The organism is Bradyrhizobium stylosanthis, assembly GCF_001641335.1.
Lineage (GTDB): Bacteria > Pseudomonadota > Alphaproteobacteria > Rhizobiales > Xanthobacteraceae > Bradyrhizobium > Bradyrhizobium stylosanthis.
Genome location: NZ_LVEM01000002.1, coordinates 162,153 through 181,859, shown reverse-complemented (window position 1 = coordinate 181,859; position 19,707 = coordinate 162,153). Strand labels below are relative to the sequence as shown.

The 19,707-nt window shown below is 64.7% G+C and carries 21 protein-coding genes and 1 tRNA gene; 13 read left to right on the top strand and 9 right to left on the bottom strand.

The features are described from left to right. Positions 1 to 4: 4 nt before the first annotated feature. The 5 genes from A7X65_RS12750 to A7X65_RS12730 all read left to right on the top strand — a co-directional run bounded on the left by A7X65_RS12750 (position 5) and on the right by A7X65_RS12730 (position 4,954). Positions 5 to 1,414 carry an adenylate/guanylate cyclase domain-containing protein gene (locus A7X65_RS12750; RefSeq protein WP_063685220.1) on the top strand — a complete coding sequence of 470 codons (1,410 nt, stop codon included), beginning with the start codon at positions 5 to 7 and terminating at the stop codon, positions 1,412 to 1,414. A gap of 214 nt (positions 1,415 to 1,628) precedes the next feature. Beyond that, positions 1,629 to 2,117 (top strand): tellurite resistance TerB family protein, encoded by a 489-nt coding sequence (locus tag A7X65_RS12745; RefSeq protein WP_063685218.1) that lies wholly within the window; start codon positions 1,629 to 1,631, stop codon positions 2,115 to 2,117. 222 nt (positions 2,118 to 2,339) lie between these two features. Then, positions 2,340 to 3,119, top strand: a complete 780-nt coding sequence (locus A7X65_RS12740) for an SDR family NAD(P)-dependent oxidoreductase (RefSeq protein ID WP_063685215.1) — start codon at positions 2,340 to 2,342, stop codon at positions 3,117 to 3,119. A gap of 129 nt (positions 3,120 to 3,248) precedes the next feature. Beyond that, the gene (locus tag A7X65_RS12735; RefSeq protein WP_063685213.1) at positions 3,249 to 4,043 is read left to right on the top strand and encodes a glutamine amidotransferase; all 795 of its coding nucleotides are present in this window, start codon (positions 3,249 to 3,251) and stop codon (positions 4,041 to 4,043) included. A gap of 98 nt (positions 4,044 to 4,141) precedes the next feature. Beyond that, positions 4,142 to 4,954 (top strand): enoyl-CoA hydratase, encoded by an 813-nt coding sequence (locus A7X65_RS12730; RefSeq protein WP_063685211.1) that lies wholly within the window; start codon positions 4,142 to 4,144, stop codon positions 4,952 to 4,954. A gap of 113 nt (positions 4,955 to 5,067) precedes the next feature. Here the strand turns inward: A7X65_RS12730 and A7X65_RS12725 are convergent. Continuing rightward, positions 5,068 to 5,143, bottom strand: a tRNA-Ala gene (locus A7X65_RS12725). Positions 5,144 to 5,362: 219 nt separating this feature from the next. Here A7X65_RS12725 and A7X65_RS12720 point away from each other — a divergent pair. The 3 genes from A7X65_RS12720 to folD are packed head-to-tail and all read left to right on the top strand — an operon-like array spanning position 5,363 to position 6,922. Beyond that, positions 5,363 to 5,653 carry a YggT family protein gene (locus A7X65_RS12720; RefSeq protein ID WP_018318966.1) on the top strand — a complete coding sequence of 97 codons (291 nt, stop codon included), beginning with the start codon at positions 5,363 to 5,365 and terminating at the stop codon, positions 5,651 to 5,653. Between the two features lie 15 nt (positions 5,654 to 5,668). Further along, the gene (locus A7X65_RS12715) at positions 5,669 to 6,028 is read left to right on the top strand and encodes a DUF167 domain-containing protein (protein ID WP_063685210.1); all 360 of its coding nucleotides are present in this window, start codon (positions 5,669 to 5,671) and stop codon (positions 6,026 to 6,028) included. 9 nt (positions 6,029 to 6,037) lie between these two features. Beyond that, positions 6,038 to 6,922, top strand: a complete 885-nt coding sequence (folD, locus tag A7X65_RS12710) for a bifunctional methylenetetrahydrofolate dehydrogenase/methenyltetrahydrofolate cyclohydrolase FolD (RefSeq protein WP_063685208.1) — start codon at positions 6,038 to 6,040, stop codon at positions 6,920 to 6,922. A 174-nt stretch (positions 6,923 to 7,096) separates the two neighbouring features. Here the strand turns inward: folD and ppa are convergent, their stop codons facing one another. Together ppa and A7X65_RS12700 are read right to left on the bottom strand one after the other, a co-directional pair. Next, a complete protein-coding gene (ppa, locus tag A7X65_RS12705) occupies positions 7,097 to 7,633 on the bottom strand; it encodes an inorganic diphosphatase (protein WP_063685206.1) in 537 nt (178 codons plus the stop codon). 226 nt (positions 7,634 to 7,859) lie between these two features. Then, a complete protein-coding gene (locus A7X65_RS12700; protein WP_063685204.1) occupies positions 7,860 to 8,369 on the bottom strand; it encodes a GNAT family N-acetyltransferase in 510 nt (169 codons plus the stop codon). A gap of 266 nt (positions 8,370 to 8,635) precedes the next feature. Here A7X65_RS12700 and A7X65_RS12695 point away from each other — a divergent pair, with 266 nt between their 5' ends. From A7X65_RS12695 to A7X65_RS12680, 4 genes are read left to right on the top strand one after another with little or no spacing between them, the layout of a single operon-like run. After that, complete coding sequence (locus A7X65_RS12695; RefSeq protein WP_063685202.1) at positions 8,636 to 9,535, top strand: dienelactone hydrolase family protein; 900 nt, start codon at positions 8,636 to 8,638, stop codon at positions 9,533 to 9,535. After that, complete coding sequence (locus tag A7X65_RS12690; RefSeq protein ID WP_063685200.1) at positions 9,532 to 9,999, top strand: DUF2269 family protein; 468 nt, start codon at positions 9,532 to 9,534, stop codon at positions 9,997 to 9,999. The genes A7X65_RS12695 and A7X65_RS12690 overlap by 4 nt, the downstream gene beginning before the upstream one ends. Before the next feature lie 8 nt (positions 10,000 to 10,007). Then, entirely contained in the window at positions 10,008 to 11,327 is a 1,320-nt protein-coding gene (locus A7X65_RS12685) for an SDR family oxidoreductase (RefSeq protein ID WP_063685193.1), read from the top strand. Continuing rightward, complete coding sequence (locus tag A7X65_RS12680; RefSeq protein ID WP_063685191.1) at positions 11,327 to 11,734, top strand: thiol-disulfide oxidoreductase DCC family protein; 408 nt, start codon at positions 11,327 to 11,329, stop codon at positions 11,732 to 11,734. The genes A7X65_RS12685 and A7X65_RS12680 overlap by 1 nt, the downstream gene beginning before the upstream one ends. Before the next feature lie 177 nt (positions 11,735 to 11,911). On the opposite strand, the gene A7X65_RS12675 is transcribed toward A7X65_RS12680, so the two are convergent. The 6 genes from A7X65_RS12675 to A7X65_RS12645 form a co-directional block, all read right to left on the bottom strand. Further along, positions 11,912 to 13,159: a flavin monoamine oxidase family protein gene (locus tag A7X65_RS12675; protein ID WP_063685189.1), complete on the bottom strand. Its 1,248-nt coding sequence runs from the start codon at positions 13,157 to 13,159 to the stop codon at positions 11,912 to 11,914. Positions 13,160 to 13,355: 196 nt separating this feature from the next. After that, complete coding sequence (gene typA / locus A7X65_RS12670; protein WP_063685187.1) at positions 13,356 to 15,182, bottom strand: translational GTPase TypA; 1,827 nt, start codon at positions 15,180 to 15,182, stop codon at positions 13,356 to 13,358. 239 nt (positions 15,183 to 15,421) lie between these two features. Continuing rightward, positions 15,422 to 15,706, bottom strand: coding sequence for a hypothetical protein (locus A7X65_RS12665; protein WP_063685185.1), 285 nt, complete (start codon positions 15,704 to 15,706; stop codon positions 15,422 to 15,424). Between the two features lie 296 nt (positions 15,707 to 16,002). Continuing rightward, positions 16,003 to 17,448, bottom strand: coding sequence for a radical SAM protein (locus tag A7X65_RS12655; RefSeq protein ID WP_063685181.1), 1,446 nt, complete (start codon positions 17,446 to 17,448; stop codon positions 16,003 to 16,005). Beyond that, positions 17,445 to 18,161 (bottom strand): prolipoprotein diacylglyceryl transferase, encoded by a 717-nt coding sequence (locus A7X65_RS12650; protein WP_063685179.1) that lies wholly within the window; start codon positions 18,159 to 18,161, stop codon positions 17,445 to 17,447. Before A7X65_RS12650 ends, A7X65_RS12655 begins: the two co-directional genes overlap by 4 nt. Before the next feature lie 224 nt (positions 18,162 to 18,385). Further along, positions 18,386 to 19,150, bottom strand: a complete 765-nt coding sequence (locus A7X65_RS12645; RefSeq protein WP_063685177.1) for a Crp/Fnr family transcriptional regulator — start codon at positions 19,148 to 19,150, stop codon at positions 18,386 to 18,388. A 178-nt stretch (positions 19,151 to 19,328) separates the two neighbouring features. On the opposite strand from A7X65_RS12645, the gene A7X65_RS12640 reads away from it, so the two are divergent. Continuing rightward, positions 19,329 to 19,700 carry a response regulator gene (locus A7X65_RS12640; protein ID WP_063685175.1) on the top strand — a complete coding sequence of 124 codons (372 nt, stop codon included), beginning with the start codon at positions 19,329 to 19,331 and terminating at the stop codon, positions 19,698 to 19,700. The last annotated feature ends 7 nt before the right edge of the window (positions 19,701 to 19,707 follow it).

The window sequence follows — 19,707 nt, the reverse complement described above, 5'->3', positions numbered from 1 at the left end:
CGTCATGAGCGACATCCAGGCCCAGTTTTCCGTTCTGAAGCAGACCGCCGACGCGAAGGTGGTCGACGAGATCGCGCGCCTCATCGAGGACGGCGAGGATCACGAGCTCAACCGCGTCAATGTCCTTGATTTCTCCAGGCAGCATGGCGTCGACGAAGAGCACGCGATCTCGGCGTTCCTGCATGCGGCGCGGCTGGGGCTGTTCGACCTCGGCTGGAACGTGCTCTGCCCGGGCTGCGGTGGCGTGCTCGGTGCCCACACGACGCTGAAGGCGCTCAAGCCCGACGACTATCACTGCGCGCTGTGCGCCTGCGGCTACAAGGCTTCCGTCGACGACCAGGTCGAGGTCTCCTTCACCGTGAACCCGCGCGTCCGGCGCATCGCGGCGCACGATCCTGATACGCTTCCGGTGTGGGAGTATTTCAAGCAGGTGTTCTGGAGCTCGGGCGTCGACTTCAACAAGGAATCGTTTGCGACGCTCGCCAACGAGGTCACGCTCGACACGATGGAGCTTCCGGCCGGCGAGAAGGCGACGATGTCGCTACAATTGCCGAACGATTTCGTCATCATCTTCGAGCCGGTGACGCACGCCGCCCATTTCATCGACGTCCAGGGCGAGCCGACCAAGGACCGCCAGCAGCTCGCCATCATGTACAACAAGGTGCAGGCCCCGACGGGGACGACGGTGATGCGGCCGGGCCCGTTGCGGCTGTCGATGGAGAACCAGGCCGGCGTGCGCGTGCTGCCGTCGGTGTTCATCGCGGCCGAGGCGCTTCATCACCTCATCGGCAAGCGCAAGCCGTTCCTCACGGCGAAGCGGATGCTGTCGAACCAGACGTTTCGCGACGTGTTCAAGGCGGACAATCTCAGTCTCGACCAGCGGCTCCAGATCACCTCGCTCACCTTCCTGTTCACCGATCTGAAGGGCTCGACCGCGCTCTACGAGCGTGTCGGCGATCTCGCCGCCTTCGATCTCGTGCGCGCGCATTTCCATGCGCTGCTCGAGATCATCTCCTCCGAGAAGGGCGCGGTGGTGAAGACCATCGGCGATGCCGTGATGGCGACCTTCATCCGTCCCGAGCACGCGATCGGCGCAGGCCTGCGCATGCGCGCGGCGATGGACGAGCTCAACAAGCAGCGCGGCACCACCGACCTCATCGTCAAGATCGGCATCCATGAAGGGCCGTGCCTCGCCGTGATGCTCAACGAGCGGCAGGATTATTTCGGCCAGACCGTCAACATCGCCGCCCGCGTGCAGAGCCTGTCGACCGCGCAGGAGATCCACATCACCGGTCCCGTGCTCGACGCGCCCGCGGTCGCCGAGGTGCTGGAGCGGCGCGCGATCAAGCCGATCCAGAAACAGGCGGCGCTACGCGGCATCGCCGACAAGATGGTGGTGTACGAGATTCCGTGAAGGGCTCGCTACGCTCGCAATGACGATGGGAGGCGGAGGAGCACTGCATTCTCCGCCGTCATGGCCGGGACAGGCCCGGCCATGACGGCACCCAGGATTGCCGAAACGTAATGCGCGTGCGGAACTGACGCACGTTGCGCCGGTTGAGTTTCCCTCTCATATAATGCCTGTAGCTGCCGCACCCCCGCGGCAGCATCGATTTCGGTAGGACCTTATGCTCGACGGCCTGCGCCAGTTCATCGCCGACATTGTCGCCCCCCAGGCGCAGGACCGCGCATTCGGCGACAGCGATTATCGGCTCGCGGCGACCGCGTTGCTGGTCCACGTGGTATCGCTGGACGGCCAGCCGAGCGCGGCCGAGCAGCGCAAGCTGCACAGCCTGATCGAGAGCCATTTCGGGCTGGATCGCGGCACCGCCGACCGGCTGATCGCCGATGCAACCCAGGTCGAGGGCGATGCGGTCGATCTGTATCATTTCACCAGCGTCATCATGCGCTCGCTCGACGAAGCCGGCCGCAAGCGCATCGTGCAGATGATGTGGGAGCTGGTCTATGCCGACGGCCAGGTCTCCGAGTTCGAGGACAACGTCGTCTGGCGTGCGTCCGACCTGCTCGGGATTTCCCAGCGCGACCGGATCGAGCTCAAGCACGCCGTTGCGGAGCGTGCCGGCGGCCAGGTCAAGGACGGCGCCGTCGGCGGCTGACCCGCGCGCAAACCTGCCTAGCAGCGGTTGTGCGGATCACATGACGAAACTTTAATGTAGCCGGTCGCGGTCCGGATTCGCCCGTAAAATCCCGGGTTTTCTGCTTTCCCTGATATTCGCTCAAGCGGCCATGCGGCTGGTGCCGCTTGCCTGTCGCGCACGGCCTATGCTCTCGTTCCGCCATTGCGGGGCCAAAAATCTTCAATTCAAGAGACATCGATCGTGACTGAGCGGGTAACGTTGATCACCGGTGCCTCGGCTGGCATAGGCGCGGAGCTGGCGCGCGTGTTTGCCGCCAATGGACACCGTCTCGCGCTGACGGCGCGCCGGGCAGACCGGCTGGAGGCGCTCGCGAACGAGCTCGCCGCCAAGGGCGGCAAGAAGCCGATCGTGATCGCCTGCGATCTCCAGGACGCGAATGCCGGCGAGAAGATCGCCGCGGCACTCGCCGCCGAAGGCGTCGAGCTCGATCATCTCGTCAACAATGCCGGCTTCGGCGTGTTCGGCGATGCCATCGAGCGCGACCGTGTCGAGCAGGTCGGCATCGTCGATGTCAACGTGCGGGCGCTGACCGATCTGTCGCTGCGTTTTGCCGATCATCTCATCAGGAACAAGGGCGGGCTTTTGAATGTCGGATCGGTCGCCGGCTTCCTGCCGGGCCCCGGCATGGCCGTCTATTACGCCTCCAAGGCCTATGTGATCTCGCTCACCGAAGCGCTGCGGGCGGAGCTCGCGCCGCGCGGCGTTCGTGTCACCGTACTTTGCCCCGGGCCGGTGCCCACCGAATTCCAGGCGCGCGCCGGCGTCGGGGCCGGACACGACACCGCCCTTCTCAATGTCTCGGCCGCCGTCGTTGCACAGCAGGCCTATCGCGGCCTGATGGCCAATAAACGGGCAGTCCTGCCTGGACTTGGCATCAAGATTGTGCCGTTCGCGCTGCGGTTCTTCCCGCGCGACTTCATCCTGTCGGCCACCAGCCGGTTCCAGCGGCAGCGGCACTGAAGGCAGCCCCAGGCGTCCGTAGTGGCCCGGAGCTTGCTTCAGTTGTGCAGCATGTGTGCGCAAACTCACACGATGTTAACCTTCGCTTAGCTATGCTGGCGATGTGAACCGATAGCACTCGCAGAGGCCATGTCGTTCCGGACGAACAGGTTTGGTGGCGCAGAGGTGGTGCCCTTCCCAGGAAGGACGCCGGGCGCGGCCGCCTCCGGAACGAAGTTGCCGGTTCTCATCATCCTGCACCAGGAATCCTCGACACCCGGCCGCGTCGGCAATGCGCTGCGTGCGCTCGGCCATCGCCTCGACATCCGCCGTCCCCGCTTCGGCGATCCCCTGCCCGAAACGCTCGACCGGCATGCCGGCGCGGTGTTCTTCGGCGGTCCGATGAGCGCCAACGATCCCGACGATTACATCCGGCGCGAGATCGACTGGATCGAAATTCCGCTCCGCGAACAGCGGCCGTTCCTCGGCATCTGCCTCGGCGCGCAAATGCTCGCGATGCAGTTGGGTGCTCGCGTCACACCGCATGCGCAGGCGCTGACGCAGATCGGCTATTATCCGATCCGCCCCACAGCTGCGGGACGTGCGCTCTGCCCGAACTGGCCGGCGCAGGTCTATCACTGGCATCGCGAGGGCTTCGAGTTGCCTGCCGGCGCCGAGCTGCTGGCGGAAGGCGATGATTTTCCGATCCAGGCCTATCGCTCCGGCAATGCCTTCGGCGTTCAGTTCCACCCTGATGTGACCTACGCGATGATGCATTGCTGGACCACGCGCGGCTATGACGGCCTCAGCGCGCCCGGCGCGCGCGAGCGGCATCATCATTTTGCGGACCGTGCCGTGTATGACGCGGCCGAGCGTGCTTGGCTCGATCATTTCATCGGCGACTGGCTGGCGCGGCGGCCGGTGCTGGCGCAAGCCGCCGAGTGATCGCGACTTCGCGCAAGTCCTTGCCTCACTCCTGGATATGCTAGGCTCGTTCCTAACGAGCGCGCGCAAACGCGTGCCGGCAGCACAGGGAGAGCGTCATGGCCTACGAACACATCCTCTATGAGGTGAGCGACAAGATCGCGACCATCACGCTCAATCGCCCGGATCGCATGAACGCGTGGACGCCGGTCATGGAGCGCGATGTGCGCCATGCGATGGAAGCGTCAAGCGCGGACGATGATGTCCGTGTCATCGTGCTGACGGGCGCGGGCCGCGCCTTCTGCGCCGGCGCCGACATGGACGCGCTGAAGGGACTCGATCCCGATGACGTGAGGCGCGCATCGAACCTGCCGCCGTTCGACATGAACCGCCGGCCCGACTGGCAGACACGCTACGGCTTCTATCCTGCGATCAGGAAGCCCGTCATCGCCATGCTCAACGGCGCGACCGCGGGCATCGGCCTCGTCCATGCGCTCTACTGCGACCTGCGCTTTGCCGCGGACAATACGGTGTTCACCACGGCCTTCGCCCGGCGCGGGCTGATCGCCGAGCACGGCATCAGCTGGATGCTGCCCCGCATCGTCGGCCACGCCAATGCGATGGATCTCCTGCTGTCGGCACGGCGCGTGACCAGCGCGGAAGCCTTGCGGATCGGATTGGTCAACCGGCTCTCCTCGCCCGAGACGCTGCGCGAGGAAACCTATGCCTATGCGCGCGACCTCGCCGATTTCGTCTCGCCGAGCGCGATGGCCGTGATCAAGCGGCAGCTCTACGAAGTCCCGTTCCAGACGCTGGCGGAGGCGACCATCGAGGCCAATCGCGAAATGATGGTGGCGCTGAACGGGAGTGATTTCAGGGAGGGCGTGGCAAGCTTCATGGAGAAGCGGCCGCCGCGGTTTACGGGGAGGTAGGGGGAGATTTTCTTCAATCGGTCCGTCTTCGCCCTTTGGGCTTCGCCGGACACCACGCTTCACCCTTCGGGCTCCGGCGCGGCTGCGCCACGCGTTACCCGAAGGGCGAAGCGTGGTGGAGCCAGGCGGGATCGAACCGCCGACCTCGTCATTGCGAACGACGCGCTCTCCCAGCTGAGCTATGGCCCCTTTGCTGGCCGCTCTGGTGAACGCGGCCGACAACCGGGCGCCATTTAAGTCCCCGGCAGGGTCAAGTCAAGGACGCGTGTAACCCGGTTTTAGCCATCCCGGCACCGACTTCCCTTGTTTGGGCGGGGGGGAACCGATATCTAGCAAAAGGCGTCAATCCCGACCGCGGCCAGCGTTTTCCAGAGCCAGAGTCTTCAAAAGCCAGAGTCCTAGAAAATCATGCGTGCCGTTCTCGACATCGTCATCATCGTGCTCGACCTCTACGTCTGGCTGCTGATCGCCTCCGCGATCCTGTCCTGGCTGATCGCCTTCAATGTGGTGAACACCCGCAACCAGTTCGTGTCGGCCGTGGCCGAGTTCCTGTACCGGATCACCGAGCCGGTGCTGGCACCGATTCGCAATTTCCTGCCGAGCCTCGGCGGCCTCGACATCTCGCCGATCATCCTGATCCTGATCATCATGTTCATCGAGCGGGTGATCCTGTACTACATCTACCCGAACGTGATCTGAGCAGGCTGGAGCGCCTTGGTTGCCAAACCAGCATCTGGGGAACCCTGGCGCTATTCGGCCGCTGGAATCAGCATCGCGCTGCGCGTGACGCCGCGCGGCGGCCGCGACGACATCGACGGGATCGAGCAATTGGCCGATGGCCGCAGCGTGCTCAAGGTGCGGGTGCGGGCGATCGCCGATGGCGGTGAGGCCAACAAGGCCGTTCTGGTCCTGCTGGCGAAATCCCTCGGGGTGCCCAAAGCCAGCGTCAAGCTGCTGTCCGGAGCCACCTCGCGGCTGAAGCAGATCGCCGTTGACGGCGATCCGGCGCGGCTCGGCGCAGCCCTGCGCCAGCTCGTCCAGGCCAGATCGGCAGACGCGAAATCGACAGACTGAGGAACCGACATGACCGCTGAGATCATCGATGGGAAAGTCATCGCCGCCGAGCTCCGTGCGCGCGTGGCCGACGAGGTCGCTCGGGTCAAGCGCGAGCACAATCTAGTGCCGGGCCTGGCGGTGGTGCTGGTCGGCAACGACCCCGCCAGCGAGGTCTATGTCCGCTCCAAGCATACCCAGACCCAGGCCGCCGGTATGGCCTCGTTCGAGCACAAGCTGCCGGCCGACGTCTCGCAGGCCGATCTGCTGGCCGTCGTCGCAAAGCTCAACCGCGATCCGGCCGTGCACGGCATCCTCGTGCAATTGCCGCTGCCCAAGGGGCTGAACACCGAAGCCGTCATCAACGCGATCGATCCGGCCAAGGACGTCGACGGGCTGCATCCGAACAATGCCGGCCGGCTTGCCGGCGGCCTCGAGGCGCTCTCGCCCTGCACGCCGCTCGGCTGCATCATCCTGACCAAGAGCGTGCATGCCTCGCTCGAAGGCATGAATGCGATCGTCATCGGCCGCTCCAACCTGGTCGGCCGCCCGCTGGTGCAATTGCTGCTGAACGAGAACGCCACGGTGACGATCGCGCATTCGCGCTCGCGCGACCTGCCCGGGCTCGTGAAGCAGGCCGATCTGGTCTATGCCGCGGTCGGCAGGCCCGAGATGGTGCGCGGCGACTGGCTGAAGCCGGGCGCGACGGTGATCGACGTCGGCATCAACCGTATCCCGAAGGAGGACGGCAAGACCCGTCTCGTCGGCGATGTCGCCTATCAGGAAGCGCTCGGCGTTGCCGGCGCCATCACGCCGGTGCCCGGCGGCGTCGGCCAGATGACGGTGGCGTGCCTGCTGGTGAATACGCTGCGCGCGGCGTGCGCGATCGCGGGGTTGCCGAAGCCGGCGGTGTAGTTTCTTTTCACCTCTCCCCGCTTGCGGGGAGAGGTCGAATTCGATCGCAGATCGAATTCGGGTGAGGGGGTACAGGTCCGTCGGCGGCGTAGCGTGCGGAGAGAGACCCCTCACCCCAACCCTCTCCCCGTAAGAACGGGGCGAGGGAGCAAACCTTTGTCCGGGCCGAAGGCCTCAGCCCTTCTTCTTCTTCTCGCGCTCGATGCCTTCGAGGATCAGCTTGTGTGCTTCCTCCGGGCCGCCCCAGCGCAGGATCTTCACCCACTTGCCCTTCTCGAGATCCTTGTAGTGCTCGAAGAAGTGCTGGATCTGCTGCAGCGTGATGTCGGGCAGGTCGGAGTACGACTTCACCTTGTCGTAGCGCTGCGTCAGCTTCGACGACGGCACTGCGAGGATCTTCTCGTCGCCGCCGGCCTCGTCTTCCATGAACAGCACGCCGACCGGGCGCACGCTCATGACGGCGCCGGGGATGATGGCGCGGGTGTTGATGATCAACACGTCGCAGGGATCGCCGTCGTCGGACAGCGTGTGAGGGATGAAGCCGTAGTTACCGGGGTAACGCATCGGCGTGTACAGGAAGCGGTCGACGACGAGCGTGCCGGCCTCTTTGTCCATCTCGTATTTGATCGGTTCGCCGCCCACGGGGACTTCGATGATGACGTTGATGTCGTGGGGTACGTTTTTTCCGATCGAGATCGCATCGATACGCATTCAAGGCTCCGTTGTTGCCGAGGTTAAATCGCGCCCGGCAGCGATTTTCGGCGCTGTCTTACGCGGGCTTGGCGCGCCAATCCATCGTGTTTTTGTGAAAAAATGAATCCAGCGATCACCGGTGCAATGGGCAAACGGTATCGACGGATGGGAAGCGCTGCCGGCTAAGCTTTCAGCAGTTCAATTGGCCAAATTCGAGTTGGTCCAATTCAAATCGGTCCAAATTCTAGTTGGTCCAGGCGAAGGCGACTTTGTCGAGCGACTTCGGCCCGAAACGCTCCGAGGAGCGCGCCACCATGCGACCACCGAGAGCCCGGTAGAACTCGGTCGCGGGATCGTTGTCCGAGAGCGCCCACACCACCATGCTCTTCAGACCGCTCTGCATCAGATCGCGGCGGGCGGCCGCGAACAGGCGACGGCCGAAGCCGAGGCCCTGAAACTCGGGACGCAGATAAAGCTCGTAGATCTCGCCGTCGAAATGCAGGCTGCGGGCGCGGTTGCGGCCGTAATTGGCGTAGCCTGCGATCTTGTCGCCGAACACCAGCACGCTGACGCGGCTGCCCTTGCGGATCGCGCTGTCCCACCACTGCGGACCGCGGCGGTTGATCAGTTTCTCCAGCTCGGCGCCGGGAATGATGCCCTGATAGGCCGAACGCCAGGCTTCGTCATGGGTGGTCGCCACCGCAGTTGCATCTGCAGCTTTGGCCGGCCGGACCTCGATCAGGGTTGTGCTCATGGGCGTAATCAAACCAAGTCGCCGGGCCGGCGGCAAGACCTATCGTTAATTATCGGTTAACGTGTGGACTTTCTGCATCAGTATTTTAACCATGTTGTCCCGAAAGAAGACAGGACGCCAATTCGAATGGCACCGGCGTGCCATGCGTCGGTGCAAAACTCGTGTGCGGCAACGAATGAACGGCAATGGCAACGCAGAAAGTCCGCCCTTGGTGATTCGTTCCTACTAGTGTGGCCATCGCTGTCCGTGTTCGCCTCCGGCAATTCATGCGACTCATCAACACCTTTGCACTCCTGTCACTGCTGGCCTTGCTGACAGCGCCGCCTGTGTGCGCACAGGTCACGTTCGGCGCGTCGGGCGACGAGGGCGCACCGTTTCGCCGGCAACAGTGGCGTGTGCCCTCGCCCGATGCCGACATGGCCGCGCAAGCCCTGCTGTTTCGTCCCGCCGGTGCCGGCCCGTTCCGGCTTGCGGTCATCGCGCATGCCTCGACGCAGAACGGCTTGCGTCGTGCGCAAATGCCGCAACCGGAGTACCGCGCGCTCGCTGCGTTTCTCGTTGCGCGCGGTTTTGCCGTGCTGGTGCCGGAACGGCTCGGCCATGGTGCGACCGGTGGCCGCTATGTCGAGGATCAGGGCGGCTGCGACGAAGCAGACTATGCGCGCTCCGGCCGCGCGACCGCGGACGAAATCTCGCGCGCGCTGGAGTTTCTGCGCAAGCAGGACTTCATCCGCAAGGATGCCGCGATCGTGATCGGCCATTCCGCCGGCGGCTGGGGTGCGCTTGCGCTTGTGAATGCCGATCCAAAGGCGATCTCCACCATCATCGCGTTCGCGCCGGGACGAGGTGGCCACGCCAATGACGAACCGAACCGGATCTGCGCGCCCAACACACTTGTTGCGGCGGCTGCGGAGTTCGGCAGGGCGGCGCGCATTCCCGTGACATGGCTCGTTGCCGCCAATGACAGCTATTTCGCGCCCGCATTCTCGCAGAAGCTCGCCGATGCGTTTCGCGGCGCTGGCGGCAAGACAGACTTTCACGTCCTTCCGGCCGTCGGCGTCGAGGGCCATGCGATGATCGAGACGGAGGCCGGCGTCAAAGCCGCGAGCGGCGAGCTCGCCCGCGCACTGAACCCGCCCAAGCCTGTGGCGACCAAGAAGCCATGACGCTGTATTTCCTAATCAAATTCCTCCACGTGCTCGGCGCCATCGTCATCCTCGGCACCGGGACCGGCATCGCCTTCTTCATGCTGATGGCGCATCGCACTTACGATGCGGAGTTCATCGCGCGGACCGCTTCGGTGGTGGTGATCGCGGATGCGATCTTCACGCTGTCGGCGGTAATCCTTCAGCCGCTCAGCGGCGGCCTGCTGATGATGCTGTCCGCGACGCCGATCACGGAGCGCTGGCTGCTCGCGTCGCTCGGGCTTTATGCCGTCGCGGGCCTGTTCTGGATACCTGTCGTGTTCATGCAGATCGAGATGCGCAATCTCGCGCGCAAGGCCGCCGCTCAGCATGCCGCGTTGCCGGAGCGTTACTTCGTGCTGTTCCGCCGCTGGTTCGCGTTCGGCTTCCCCGGCTTCGGTGCGACGATGGCGATCCTGTGGCTGATGGTCGCGAAACCGTTTTGAGAGGCGTGATGAACCAGCGCACCATTCTCGTGCTCGGCGCCTCCGGCCTGATCGGCCGCTTCGTCACCGACGATTTGCGCATGCGGGGATTCCGTGTCGTCGGCGTCGCGCGCAGCCTCTCGCCCGCGCAGAAGATCAGCGCGCTGGATCTCGAATTGCCGATCCTCTCCCACGATGCGGCCGCGCTGGCGCGCCTGCTCGGCGAGCATGCCGTCGATCTCGTCGTGAACTGCCTCGGCGTGCTCCAGGACGGCCCCGGCAGCGACACCGGTGCTGTGCATCGCGATTTCGTCGCCCGCGTGCTTGCGGCGATCGGCGGCAGCGGTCGCGCGATCCGGCTGGTGCACATCTCGATTCCCGGCACCCATGAGGCGGATCGCACCGCCTTTGCCACGACCAAGCGCGAGGCGGAGCGATTGATCGCGGCATCCGGCATTCCCCACGCCATCCTGCGGCCCGGCTTCGTGGTCGCGCCGTCCGCCTATGGCGGCAGCGCGATGCTGCGCGCACTCGCCGCCTTTCCGGTCGATCTGCCGGACAAGGAGATGGCGACGCCGTTCCAGCCCGTCGCGGTTGAGGACATCGCCGCCACCATCGCCTGGCTCGCCGCGCGCGATATCGACGATGCCTCGGTGAGGGCGGTGAGCTGGGACCTGATGCAAGCCGAGCCTGTCACCATGGCCGGCGTCATCAGGCAGTTTCGGGTCGCGTTCGGCACGGCTGGCTGGCGACGCATCGCGATGCCGAGCTTCATGCTCGGTCTCGGCGCGAAGATCGGCGATCTCTCCAACATGCTCGGCTGGATGCCGCCGATGCGCTCCACGGCCATCGCCGAGCTCCGCCGCGGCGTGCGAGGTGATCCCTCGGCGTGGATCTCCGCCACAAGCATAGCTCCGAAGACGCTGACAGATGCGATCGGGTGCCATCCCGCAACCATCCAGGACAAATGGTTCGCGCGGCTGTTCCTCGTCAAGGCGCTGATATTCGCGAGCCTGGTCGCGTTCTGGCTCGTCTCCGGCTTCATCGCGCTGTTCGTATCCTACCGCGCCGCCGCCGGTATTTTGACCGCGCATCACTTCCCGCCGGCGCTGGTCGATCCCATCACCATCGGCACCAGCCTGATGGACATGAGCATCGGCGTGCTGATCGCCTTCCGCCGCACGGCTGCGGTCGGGCTCGTCGCAGGCATTTTGGCGTCGCTCGGCTACATGATCGGCGCGGCGATCCTGACGCCCGACCTCTGGATCGAGCCGCTCGGTGCCTTGGTGAAGACGGGGCCGGCGATCGTGCTGATGCTCGTGGCGCTCTTGATGCTGGATAACCGCTGATGGCTAAGTGGCCCGACGACGACGTGATCCTGTTCGACGGCGTCTGCATCTTCTGCTCGCGCTGGGTCCGCTTCGTTGCCAAGCGCGACACGGCGAGGCGGTTCCGGTTCACGCCGATCCAGTCGGATTATGGGGCGCGCCTGGCGCGCACGTTCGGCATCGATCCCGATGATCCCGACACCAATGCCGTCGTCCATGGCGGCGAAGTCTTCACGAAGTCCGACGCGGCGCTGACGGTGCTGTCGCAACTTCCGGGTTGGAGTTGGGTGCGCGTGCTGTTCGCCGTGCCGAAGCCGCTGCGCGACCCCGTCTACAGCCTCATCGCACGCAATCGTTATCGCATCTTCGGCAAGTATGACGCCTGCTTCGTGCCGGATGCGGATCTGCGGGCGCGGGTGATTGAGTGATTTGACGGTGATGCGGCAAACTCAGTGTCGTCCCGGCGAAGGCCGGGACCCATAACCACAGGGTGAAGTTTGGCGAAGACTGGAAGTGAAGGGTCAATCCGCGGTACGAGCACCGTAGTTCATTGAGAGATCACGCGGTATGGGTCCCGGCCTTCGCCGGGACGACGCGGGGATAGGCTACCGCTTCCCAATCACCGCCAACACTTCCTTCGCCGCGCGCTCGCCGCTGTCCCTTGCCCCATGCGCCGTCGTGAAAAACTCGGGCGACGTAGCCTCTCCCGCGAAGAACAGCCGTCCATCCGCCGGCGCGGCGAGCACGGCACGATCTCCTGCATGCCCCGGCAGCGCGTGCGAATACGAGCCTCTTGCAAACGGATCATGCGCCCAGCGCGACTCGTAGAGCGGCTTCAGCTTGTGCCTGATGTCGTTGCCGAGGAAGCCCGCGATCTCGTCGATGCTGTGCGCGGCGATGGCGCCTTCGCCGGACTCTTCAAGCCGGCGTGCAAAGCTGCCGCCGAAGAAGCCTTCGATGCAGGGCTGGCCGAACGGGCGGATGTGATAGGTGCCCATCTCCGTGCGCATGGTCGCGCCGCGCAAATTGCCTTCTTTCGGGAAGGCTTCCGCACCCTCGAGCGCCAGCGTCACCTTGTCGTCCACGCCGAGCGGCAGGACGGCTGCGGCATCGACCTTGGCGGGAAGCGGCGGCGAGAAGCGGATGGCTTCGTCGGCGATCAGGTTGGTCGGGACGGTGACGATCACCTTGTTCGCGGCGAGCGTACCCTGCGACGTCTCGATGCGGAGGCGCTTGCCGGAATGATCGATCAGCGTGACCTCGCAGTTCAGCGCCACCGGGCAGGGCGCGCCATAGGCCGCGACCAGCGCGCCGTAGCCGCGGCGGACGCGCCAGTTGAGGTTGGTGTCCTCATAGGCGTCCCAGTCCAGCGTGGACATGTCCTTCAGCTCGCAGCCGTTGATGTAAGTCGAGACGGCGTCGATCATCGGATTCCAGCGATTGCCGGGCTCCAGGCTCAGGCTCGCGGGCTCGTCCTTGCCTTTCTGTGCAACCTGCCAGAGACGCTCATAGAACGCGTCCATCGCGCGCATGAAGTCGTCGCGCTCGCTTTGCGGAAACGCATCGCCATAGGCGCGCTCGCGCCAGGGCGGCAGGTCCTTGTTGAGCTCGAAGCCGAGCTGTCTCGCGATTGCGACGAAGGAATTCTTGTCGGCCGAATGCAGCCAGCCGCAGCCGACGTCGAAGGTGACGTCCGGCGAGGCCTGCACGGTCCAGGCGCGGCCGCCGAGCCGGTCCCGCGCCTCCAGCACGATCACGGAGAGGCCTGAGCCCGCCAACGCATGCGCGGCGCCGAGGCCGGCGGCGCCGGCTCCGATGATCGCGATGTCGACGGAGGAGGGGAGGGAGGTCATGGGCGGGCTCTAGCACGTTCGCTGGGTGTGCTGAAGCCGGGCGGATATGCCGACCTCGTGTCCCGGACGCGGTGTAACGCCGCTCCGCAGAGCCGGGACCCAAGGTGATGTGCAGGAGGAGAGAACGTCTGGGCCCCGGCTCAGCAGCGCACCGCTATCGCGCTGCGCTGCGTCCGGGGCACGAAAGAGCGGCCGCTTACGCCACCGCTTCCTTGGCCTTTTCCGCGCGCTTGCGCTCGTTCGGGTCGAGGTGCTTCTTGCGCAGGCGGATCGACTTCGGGGTGATCTCCACCAGCTCGTCGTCCTCGATATAGGCCAGCGCCTTTTCCAGGGTCATGCGGATCGGCGGGGTCAGGCGCACGGCTTCGTCCTTCGACGTCGTGCGGATGTTGGTGAGCTGCTTGCCCTTGAGAACGTTGATCTCGAGATCGTTGTCGCGGGTATGCTCGCCGACGATCATGCCCTTGTAGACCTTCCAGCCGGGCTCGATCATCATCGGGCCGCGGTCTTCCAGCTTGAACATGGCATAGGCCACCGCCTCGCCCTGGTCGTTCGAGATCAGCACGCCGTTGCGACGGCCCTGGATCGGGCCCTTGTAGGGCAAGTAGTTGTGGAACAGGCGGTTCATGATCGCCGTGCCCTTGGTATCGGTCATCAGCTCGCCCTGATAGCCGATCAGGCCGCGGGTCGGCGCGTAGAACACCAGACGCAGGCGGTTGCCGCCGGACGGCTTCATCTCGATCAGCTCGGACTTGCGCTCGCTCATCTTCTGCACGACGACGCCGGAATGCTCCTCGTCGACGTCGACCACGACCTCCTCGATCGGCTCCAGGGTCTGGCCGGTGGCTTCGTCCTTCTGGAACACGACGCGCGGGCGCGACACGGAGAGCTCAAAGCCCTCGCGGCGCATGGTCTCGATCAGGATCGCGAGCTGCAATTCGCCGCGGCCGGACACTTCCATCGCGTCCTTGTCGGCGGACTCGACGACGCGCAGCGCGACATTGCCTTCGGCCTCGCGCAGCAGGCGGTCGCGGATCAGGCGACTGGTGACCTTGTCGCCTTCGGTACCGGCGAGCGGCGAGTTGTTGACGATGAATGTCATCGACACGGTCGGCGGATCGATCGGCTGCGCCTGCAACGGTTCCTCGACCGCGGGATCGCAGAAGGTGTCGGCGACGGTGCCCTTGGTGAGGCCCGCGATGGCGACGATGTCGCCGGCCTCGGCGAATTCGACCGGCTGGCGCTCGAGGCCGCGGAACGCGAGGATCTTGGTGATGCGGCCGCTCTCGATCAGCTTGCCTTCACGCGACAGAACCTTGACGGCCTGGTTCGGCTTCACAGAACCCGACGCGATGCGGCCGGTGATGATGCGGCCGAGATAGGGATTGGCCTCGATGATGGTGCCGAGCAGCCGGAACGGGCCTTCCTGGACCACGGGGGGCGCCACATGCTTGAGCACGAGCTCGAACAGCGGCTTCATGCCGACATCATGGGAGGCGTCGGGCGAGTTTGCCATCCAGCCGTTCTTGCCCGAGCCGTAGAGGATCGGGAAGTCGAGCTGCTCGTCGGTGGCGTCGAGCGCTGCGAACAGGTCGAACACCTCGTTGACGACTTCGGAGATGCGGGCGTCAGGACGATCGACCTTGTTGATGGCGACGATCGGCTTCAGGCCGAGCTTGAGCGCCTTGCTGACCACGAATTTGGTCTGCGGCATCGGGCCTTCAGCGGCGTCGACCAGCACGATCACGCCGTCGACCATCGACAGGATGCGCTCGACCTCGCCGCCGAAATCGGCGTGGCCGGGGGTGTCGACGATGTTGATCTGGGTGTCTTCCCAATGCACCGAGGTGCACTTGGCCAGAATGGTGATGCCGCGCTCACGCTCCAGATCGTTGGAGTCCATGGCGCGCTCGGCGACCTTCTGGTTCTCGCGATAGGTGCCGGATTGCTGCAGCAGCTTGTCGACCAGGGTGGTTTTGCCGTGGTCGACGTGGGCGATGATGGCGATGTTGCGAAGATTCATGAGTGAGCTTCTTTGCGGTCGGACAATGGGTTAAGCGCGATCTCGCCGGTCAGACCGGGACCTCTTCTCGAAACAACGCTGGAAGACTGGAAACGGGGCGCTTTCCGCCCAAAAAGGAAGCCCGGCCATATCAGACCGGGCGCCCTGTGCGTTGCGGCGCAATATATGCAAAAACCGCCAAAAAACAATGTGTTCTTTGGCCCTTGGTTGACTGAATTTTGTCCGGGAATTCCCGGGGCTTAGGGCTGGGTTCCGGGATGGACGGGGGCCTTTCGCCCCCTAATCGCCGCCCAGATCAGGACGACGCCCCCAATACCGACCACCAGTCCCAGGAAGACCAGCGGGGCGATGTCGGAATCGATCTTGCCCCCGTCGATCACCGAGGCCCCGCCGAACAGCAGCGCGCAGAGGCCCGGCAGCAGCATGACGATGCCCCCGAGCACCATGAGCGCGGTGAGGCAGCCGCTGCGGGCCTCGCTGGGCGTCGGGACGGGTGGCAGAATCGGCGGTGGCGTATCGCTCATCGTTGCATTCCCATGTTAGCGGCGGCGCCTGAGCCCATTGAGTGCAATCACGATGCCCAGAATGGCAAGCACCGCTCCGAGGAGAGCAATGCCGAAAAGGAGAGTTACAAACGGCGGGAGGGTGACGTTCGGTTTCTTGAGTTCAGAGCCAAAAATGATCGCCGTGCACAGCCCAGGGAGGAGCAGCAGGATTCCCGTCGTGACGAGGAATATCGTCAGACAGCCTCTGGGCGAATCTATCGCGGGCGGGGCTCGCGGCTGGGAAGGATCAGGCGGAGGGGGCGCACCGGTATCGCTCACCGCGGCACGTCCTCGCCCTGCCTCGCTTCCCGATAGGTCTGCCCGGCCAGCTCCGCGCGGATGCCGTCGATCTTGCCGTTGCGGTAGAACAGATTGTAGGTGTCGAACGGAATGATCGCGCCCTGCTCGGTCACGAAATGGATGCAGCTGCGCTTGACGTTGCCGACGCAGAAATTGAAGCGGTCGAGAAACTGCACGATGGTGACGCGGAAGACGTTTTCGTAAGAGAGCCCTTCCGGCACCTGAAAGCTCGGCAGGCAGCACAAGAGCTCGCAGACCCGCTCGCTCGTGTTCAAAGGCCCCGACGACAGCGAGAACAGGTCGACGAATTTCTCCCGCAGCATCGGATATTTTTCCGGGCTGATGGTGTTGGGCATCACCGCAACGAGCTGCTCCTGCGGGATCAGCGAGGTCAACGGCAGCACCTTCTCGCCATTGCGCAGGCCGTAGCCGATCGAGATGCTTTCGGGGTTGCAGGGCAGTGGGATCATGTCCTTGTCGCCGAACACGCCGGTCTCGACGACGCGGTTGCGGATCTCCGACAGCATGATGCGGTCGGTGGTCTTGTCGAAATTCTCGTTGCGGCCGGCATCCTGCACCGGCTGCAGCGTGACCCCGCGCACGCACTTCCAGGTGAGGGCGTGGCGGACGATGTCGCCGATCTCGGCATCGTTGATGCCGCGCTTGATGGTCGCGACCAGCGTGGTCGACACGCCGTAATGCTCGAGATTTTCCAGCGCCTGCTGGCGGATCTTGCGCAAATCCGCGCCGCGCAGATTGACCAGCGCATCGCGCTGAAGCGAATCGAACTGGAGATAGACCTCGAGCCCGCGCCTGTTCTCGGCGAGCCGCGCCACGAAATCCTTTTCGCGGGCGATGCGCAGGCCGTTGGTGTTGATCATGACGTGACGGATCGGGCGGGCACGCACGGCGTCCAGGATCTCGAAGAAATCCGGATGCAGCGTCGGCTCGCCGCCGGACAGCTGCACCAGGTCGGGCTCGCCTTCGCTGGCGACCAGCGCGTCGAGCATCTTCTCGACCGTCGCGAGCGGCGTGAATTTCGTTCGTGCCGGCGCGGAATCGGCGAAGCAGACCGGGCAGGTGAGGTTGCAGTGCTCGGTGATCTCGATAAGCGCCAGGCAGGAATGCTGCTCATGGTCGGGACACAGGCCGCAATCATAGGGGCAGCCGAATTCGGTGCGGTGCTGGAATTGCAGCGGCCGGTCGCCGGGCTTGATGAAATCCTTGCACAGGCGCCAATAGGCGGCATCCGTCGACACCAGCGTCGACTGGACGCCGTGCTCCCTGCAGCGCTTTTCGTACCAGACCTCGTTGTCGAGGATCTGGATCTTGGTGGGCACCAGCTTCAGGCAGGTTTCGCAGAGAGATTGAGTCTGGCCCCAGAAGATGTAGGGACGCGACTTACGCAACGGCGCGTTCATGCAAGTAACTCGTTTTGCAAGCGTCTCGCTTTGGGCGCCGTCGCCAGCATGACGGCGGCGTAGAGCAGGATGGACAGCGACAGCAGGTGAAACAGCGTGAAGGGGCCGATCAGCGCGCCATAGGGCTTGAGGAATTCCCACAGGAAGCGCTGCGACCCATAATAGAGGAGAACCAGGTAGAAACCATTGGTGATCGCGAACGCATTCCGGTTCAAGGCCGCCAGCACATAGGCGAGCGCGAACAAGGCCATCGCTGCGCTCTCATAGAGCTGCACGGGATGGCGCAGAACGCCGTCGCCGAAATCATGGCCCCACGGCAGCGTCGTCGGCGTGCCATAGGTGAAATCGTCGAGGCCTGCGAAGTAGCAACCGAGCCGCCCGATCGCGATGCCCAGAGCCAGCGGCAGCGCAAAGCGCGCGCCGGTCCGCACCGTGATCCCGGCGGACCATTTGTAGAGCTCGATCGCCACGATGCCGCCGGCCAGCGCACCTTCGACCGAGCGCGCGATGCCGCTCTGGCCCGACAGCCAGAGATTGGCGGATCCGAACAGATAGGCGCCAAGGCCTGCGCCGAACACCAGCGCGGCGACATAGGGCAGCTCGAAGGATTGCGCCGGAAACCGCAGGCCCTGTCGCGACAGCCAGTAGACGGCGCCAGCCGCCGCCAGCCACGCCGCGATGTCGAAGACAGTGTGAAGGAAGGCCCCGCTCATGCGGGGAGAGTATAGCACGGTCGCGTTCAAAACAGCGCGCCGCGCATTTTTGTGCCCTCTCCCCTTGCGGGAGAGGGCAGCTCCGCTCGCAGACACAGGCTCGCTGGGGTGAGGGGTATCTTTCGGCACGCGAGTCTTGAGCGTTGAATTCGCGGAGAGAACCCCTCATCCGGCGCTCCGCGCCACCTTCTCCCACAAGGGGAGAAGGAAGAAAGACGTAGCCTCTACCCCGCCTGCCGCTCCTCGGTCGGGTACACGCCGCGCAGCACTTCCTCGAAGTGCATCTTCACGGCCTCGTTGCACAGGCAGGCGCGCAGGCGCAGGCCGTCCCGGTTGCGGACCAGGATCGATCCGCGTCGCGTATCGAGCACGCCTTCGGTCCTGAACGACTGCAGCACGCGGCTGGCATAGCTGCGCCCGACCCCGAGCAGCGTCGCGAGCTGCTCATGCGTCAGCGGCACGCTGCTCTCGTCGCCGGTCCGCTCCATCGCGGCCAGGATCCATTTCGCCGTGCGCTGCTCGATCGAGTGGATGGCGTTGCAGGCGGTGGACTGGAAGATCTGCGCCAGCAGGCAGTCGGCGTAGCGGGCAAAGATGTTGCGCAGCGACGCCGAGCGCAGCTTGGCTGCTTCGAGCTTGGCGACATGAATACGCGCGAAGGGGCCGCCGAACTTGACGCAGATGCGGGTGTAGGCGGGCAAGAATCCTTCGCTGACGATGCCGCCGACCGCGCCCTCGCGGCCGACCAGGATTGTCTCGACGTCGCGGCCGTCCTCATTGGGCACCAGAAAGGTCGCCAATGACGGTCCGCAGGGGAAATGGACGACCTGGACGTCGTCACCGGGATTGTAGAGCAAATGGCTTGCGGCGGTGTCTTCGACGGTCACGTGGGGCGCGAGCAGGGCATAGTCCGCCGGGCTCAGGCGCCGCAGCAGATTGTTGGCCGGTCGGCTTTCGACCTCGCTCGTCTTGTCGATCCGCGCATCCATCGTGACCCCCTGTCCTCCTCTCCACATTAGCGAGTTCCTCCCACTTCCTGTGTGCACAAGTGGACAGACGGAAGAACTGCGATGTGGTGGGTTTCGTTCCGGGAACCCTCCGATGCGCTGGGCGCAGGCATCGTGTCGCGGCAGTCCTGATCCGAAAACCCCCACACAAGATGCGATCATGGCACCTGTATTTCCCAATGGCTCAGGCCGCCCGGCCGATGTTCTGATCGTCGAGGACGACCCGATCATCGCGATCGATTTCGAGGATCGTCTCACCGGATTCGGGGTGGCGAGCGTGCGGACCGTCGGCTCGGTGACGCAGGCATTGGACGCGATCGCGAAGCGGGCTCCCGACTTTGCGCTGCTCGATGTCGAGCTGATCCGCGAGAAGAGCTTTGCGGTCGCCGAGCGGCTGGTCGCACTCAACATCCCGTTCGTGTTCGTCACCGGCTACGGTGCCGACGCGCGGATTCCGCCCGAGTTTGCCGGCCAGCCGCGTCTGCAGAAGCCGTGCTCGAGCGACGCGCTGGAGGCGGCGCTCCAGGTCTGAGCCGGCG

Bases quoted from the DNA above. Each gene is read 5' to 3' on its own strand.
- A7X65_RS12655 (WP_063685181.1), bottom strand. From the start codon at position 17,448: ATGAACGCGCCGTTGCGTAAGTCGCGTCCCTACATCTTCTGGGGCCAG.
- A7X65_RS12645 (WP_063685177.1), bottom strand. From the start codon at position 19,150: ATGGATGCGCGGATCGACAAGACGAGCGAGGTCGAAAGCCGACCGGCC.
- typA (WP_063685187.1), bottom strand. From the start codon at position 15,182: ATGAATCTTCGCAACATCGCCATCATCGCCCACGTCGACCACGGCAAA.
- A7X65_RS12730 (WP_063685211.1), top strand. From the start codon at position 4,142: ATGGCCTACGAACACATCCTCTATGAGGTGAGCGACAAGATCGCGACC.
- A7X65_RS12735 (WP_063685213.1), top strand. From the start codon at position 3,249: ATGTCGTTCCGGACGAACAGGTTTGGTGGCGCAGAGGTGGTGCCCTTC.
- A7X65_RS12665 (WP_063685185.1), bottom strand. From the start codon at position 15,706: ATGAGCGATACGCCACCGCCGATTCTGCCACCCGTCCCGACGCCCAGC.
- ppa (WP_063685206.1), bottom strand. From the start codon at position 7,633: ATGCGTATCGATGCGATCTCGATCGGAAAAAACGTACCCCACGACATC.
- A7X65_RS12720 (WP_018318966.1), top strand. From the start codon at position 5,363: ATGCGTGCCGTTCTCGACATCGTCATCATCGTGCTCGACCTCTACGTC.
- folD (WP_063685208.1), top strand. From the start codon at position 6,038: ATGACCGCTGAGATCATCGATGGGAAAGTCATCGCCGCCGAGCTCCGT.
- A7X65_RS12650 (WP_063685179.1), bottom strand. From the start codon at position 18,161: ATGAGCGGGGCCTTCCTTCACACTGTCTTCGACATCGCGGCGTGGCTG.
- A7X65_RS12745 (WP_063685218.1), top strand. From the start codon at position 1,629: ATGCTCGACGGCCTGCGCCAGTTCATCGCCGACATTGTCGCCCCCCAG.
- A7X65_RS12695 (WP_063685202.1), top strand. From the start codon at position 8,636: ATGCGACTCATCAACACCTTTGCACTCCTGTCACTGCTGGCCTTGCTG.
- A7X65_RS12640 (WP_063685175.1), top strand. From the start codon at position 19,329: ATGGCACCTGTATTTCCCAATGGCTCAGGCCGCCCGGCCGATGTTCTG.
- A7X65_RS12700 (WP_063685204.1), bottom strand. From the start codon at position 8,369: ATGAGCACAACCCTGATCGAGGTCCGGCCGGCCAAAGCTGCAGATGCA.
- A7X65_RS12690 (WP_063685200.1), top strand. From the start codon at position 9,532: ATGACGCTGTATTTCCTAATCAAATTCCTCCACGTGCTCGGCGCCATC.
- A7X65_RS12685 (WP_063685193.1), top strand. From the start codon at position 10,008: ATGAACCAGCGCACCATTCTCGTGCTCGGCGCCTCCGGCCTGATCGGC.
- A7X65_RS12675 (WP_063685189.1), bottom strand. From the start codon at position 13,159: ATGACCTCCCTCCCCTCCTCCGTCGACATCGCGATCATCGGAGCCGGC.
- A7X65_RS12750 (WP_063685220.1), top strand. From the start codon at position 5: ATGAGCGACATCCAGGCCCAGTTTTCCGTTCTGAAGCAGACCGCCGAC.
- A7X65_RS12680 (WP_063685191.1), top strand. From the start codon at position 11,327: ATGGCTAAGTGGCCCGACGACGACGTGATCCTGTTCGACGGCGTCTGC.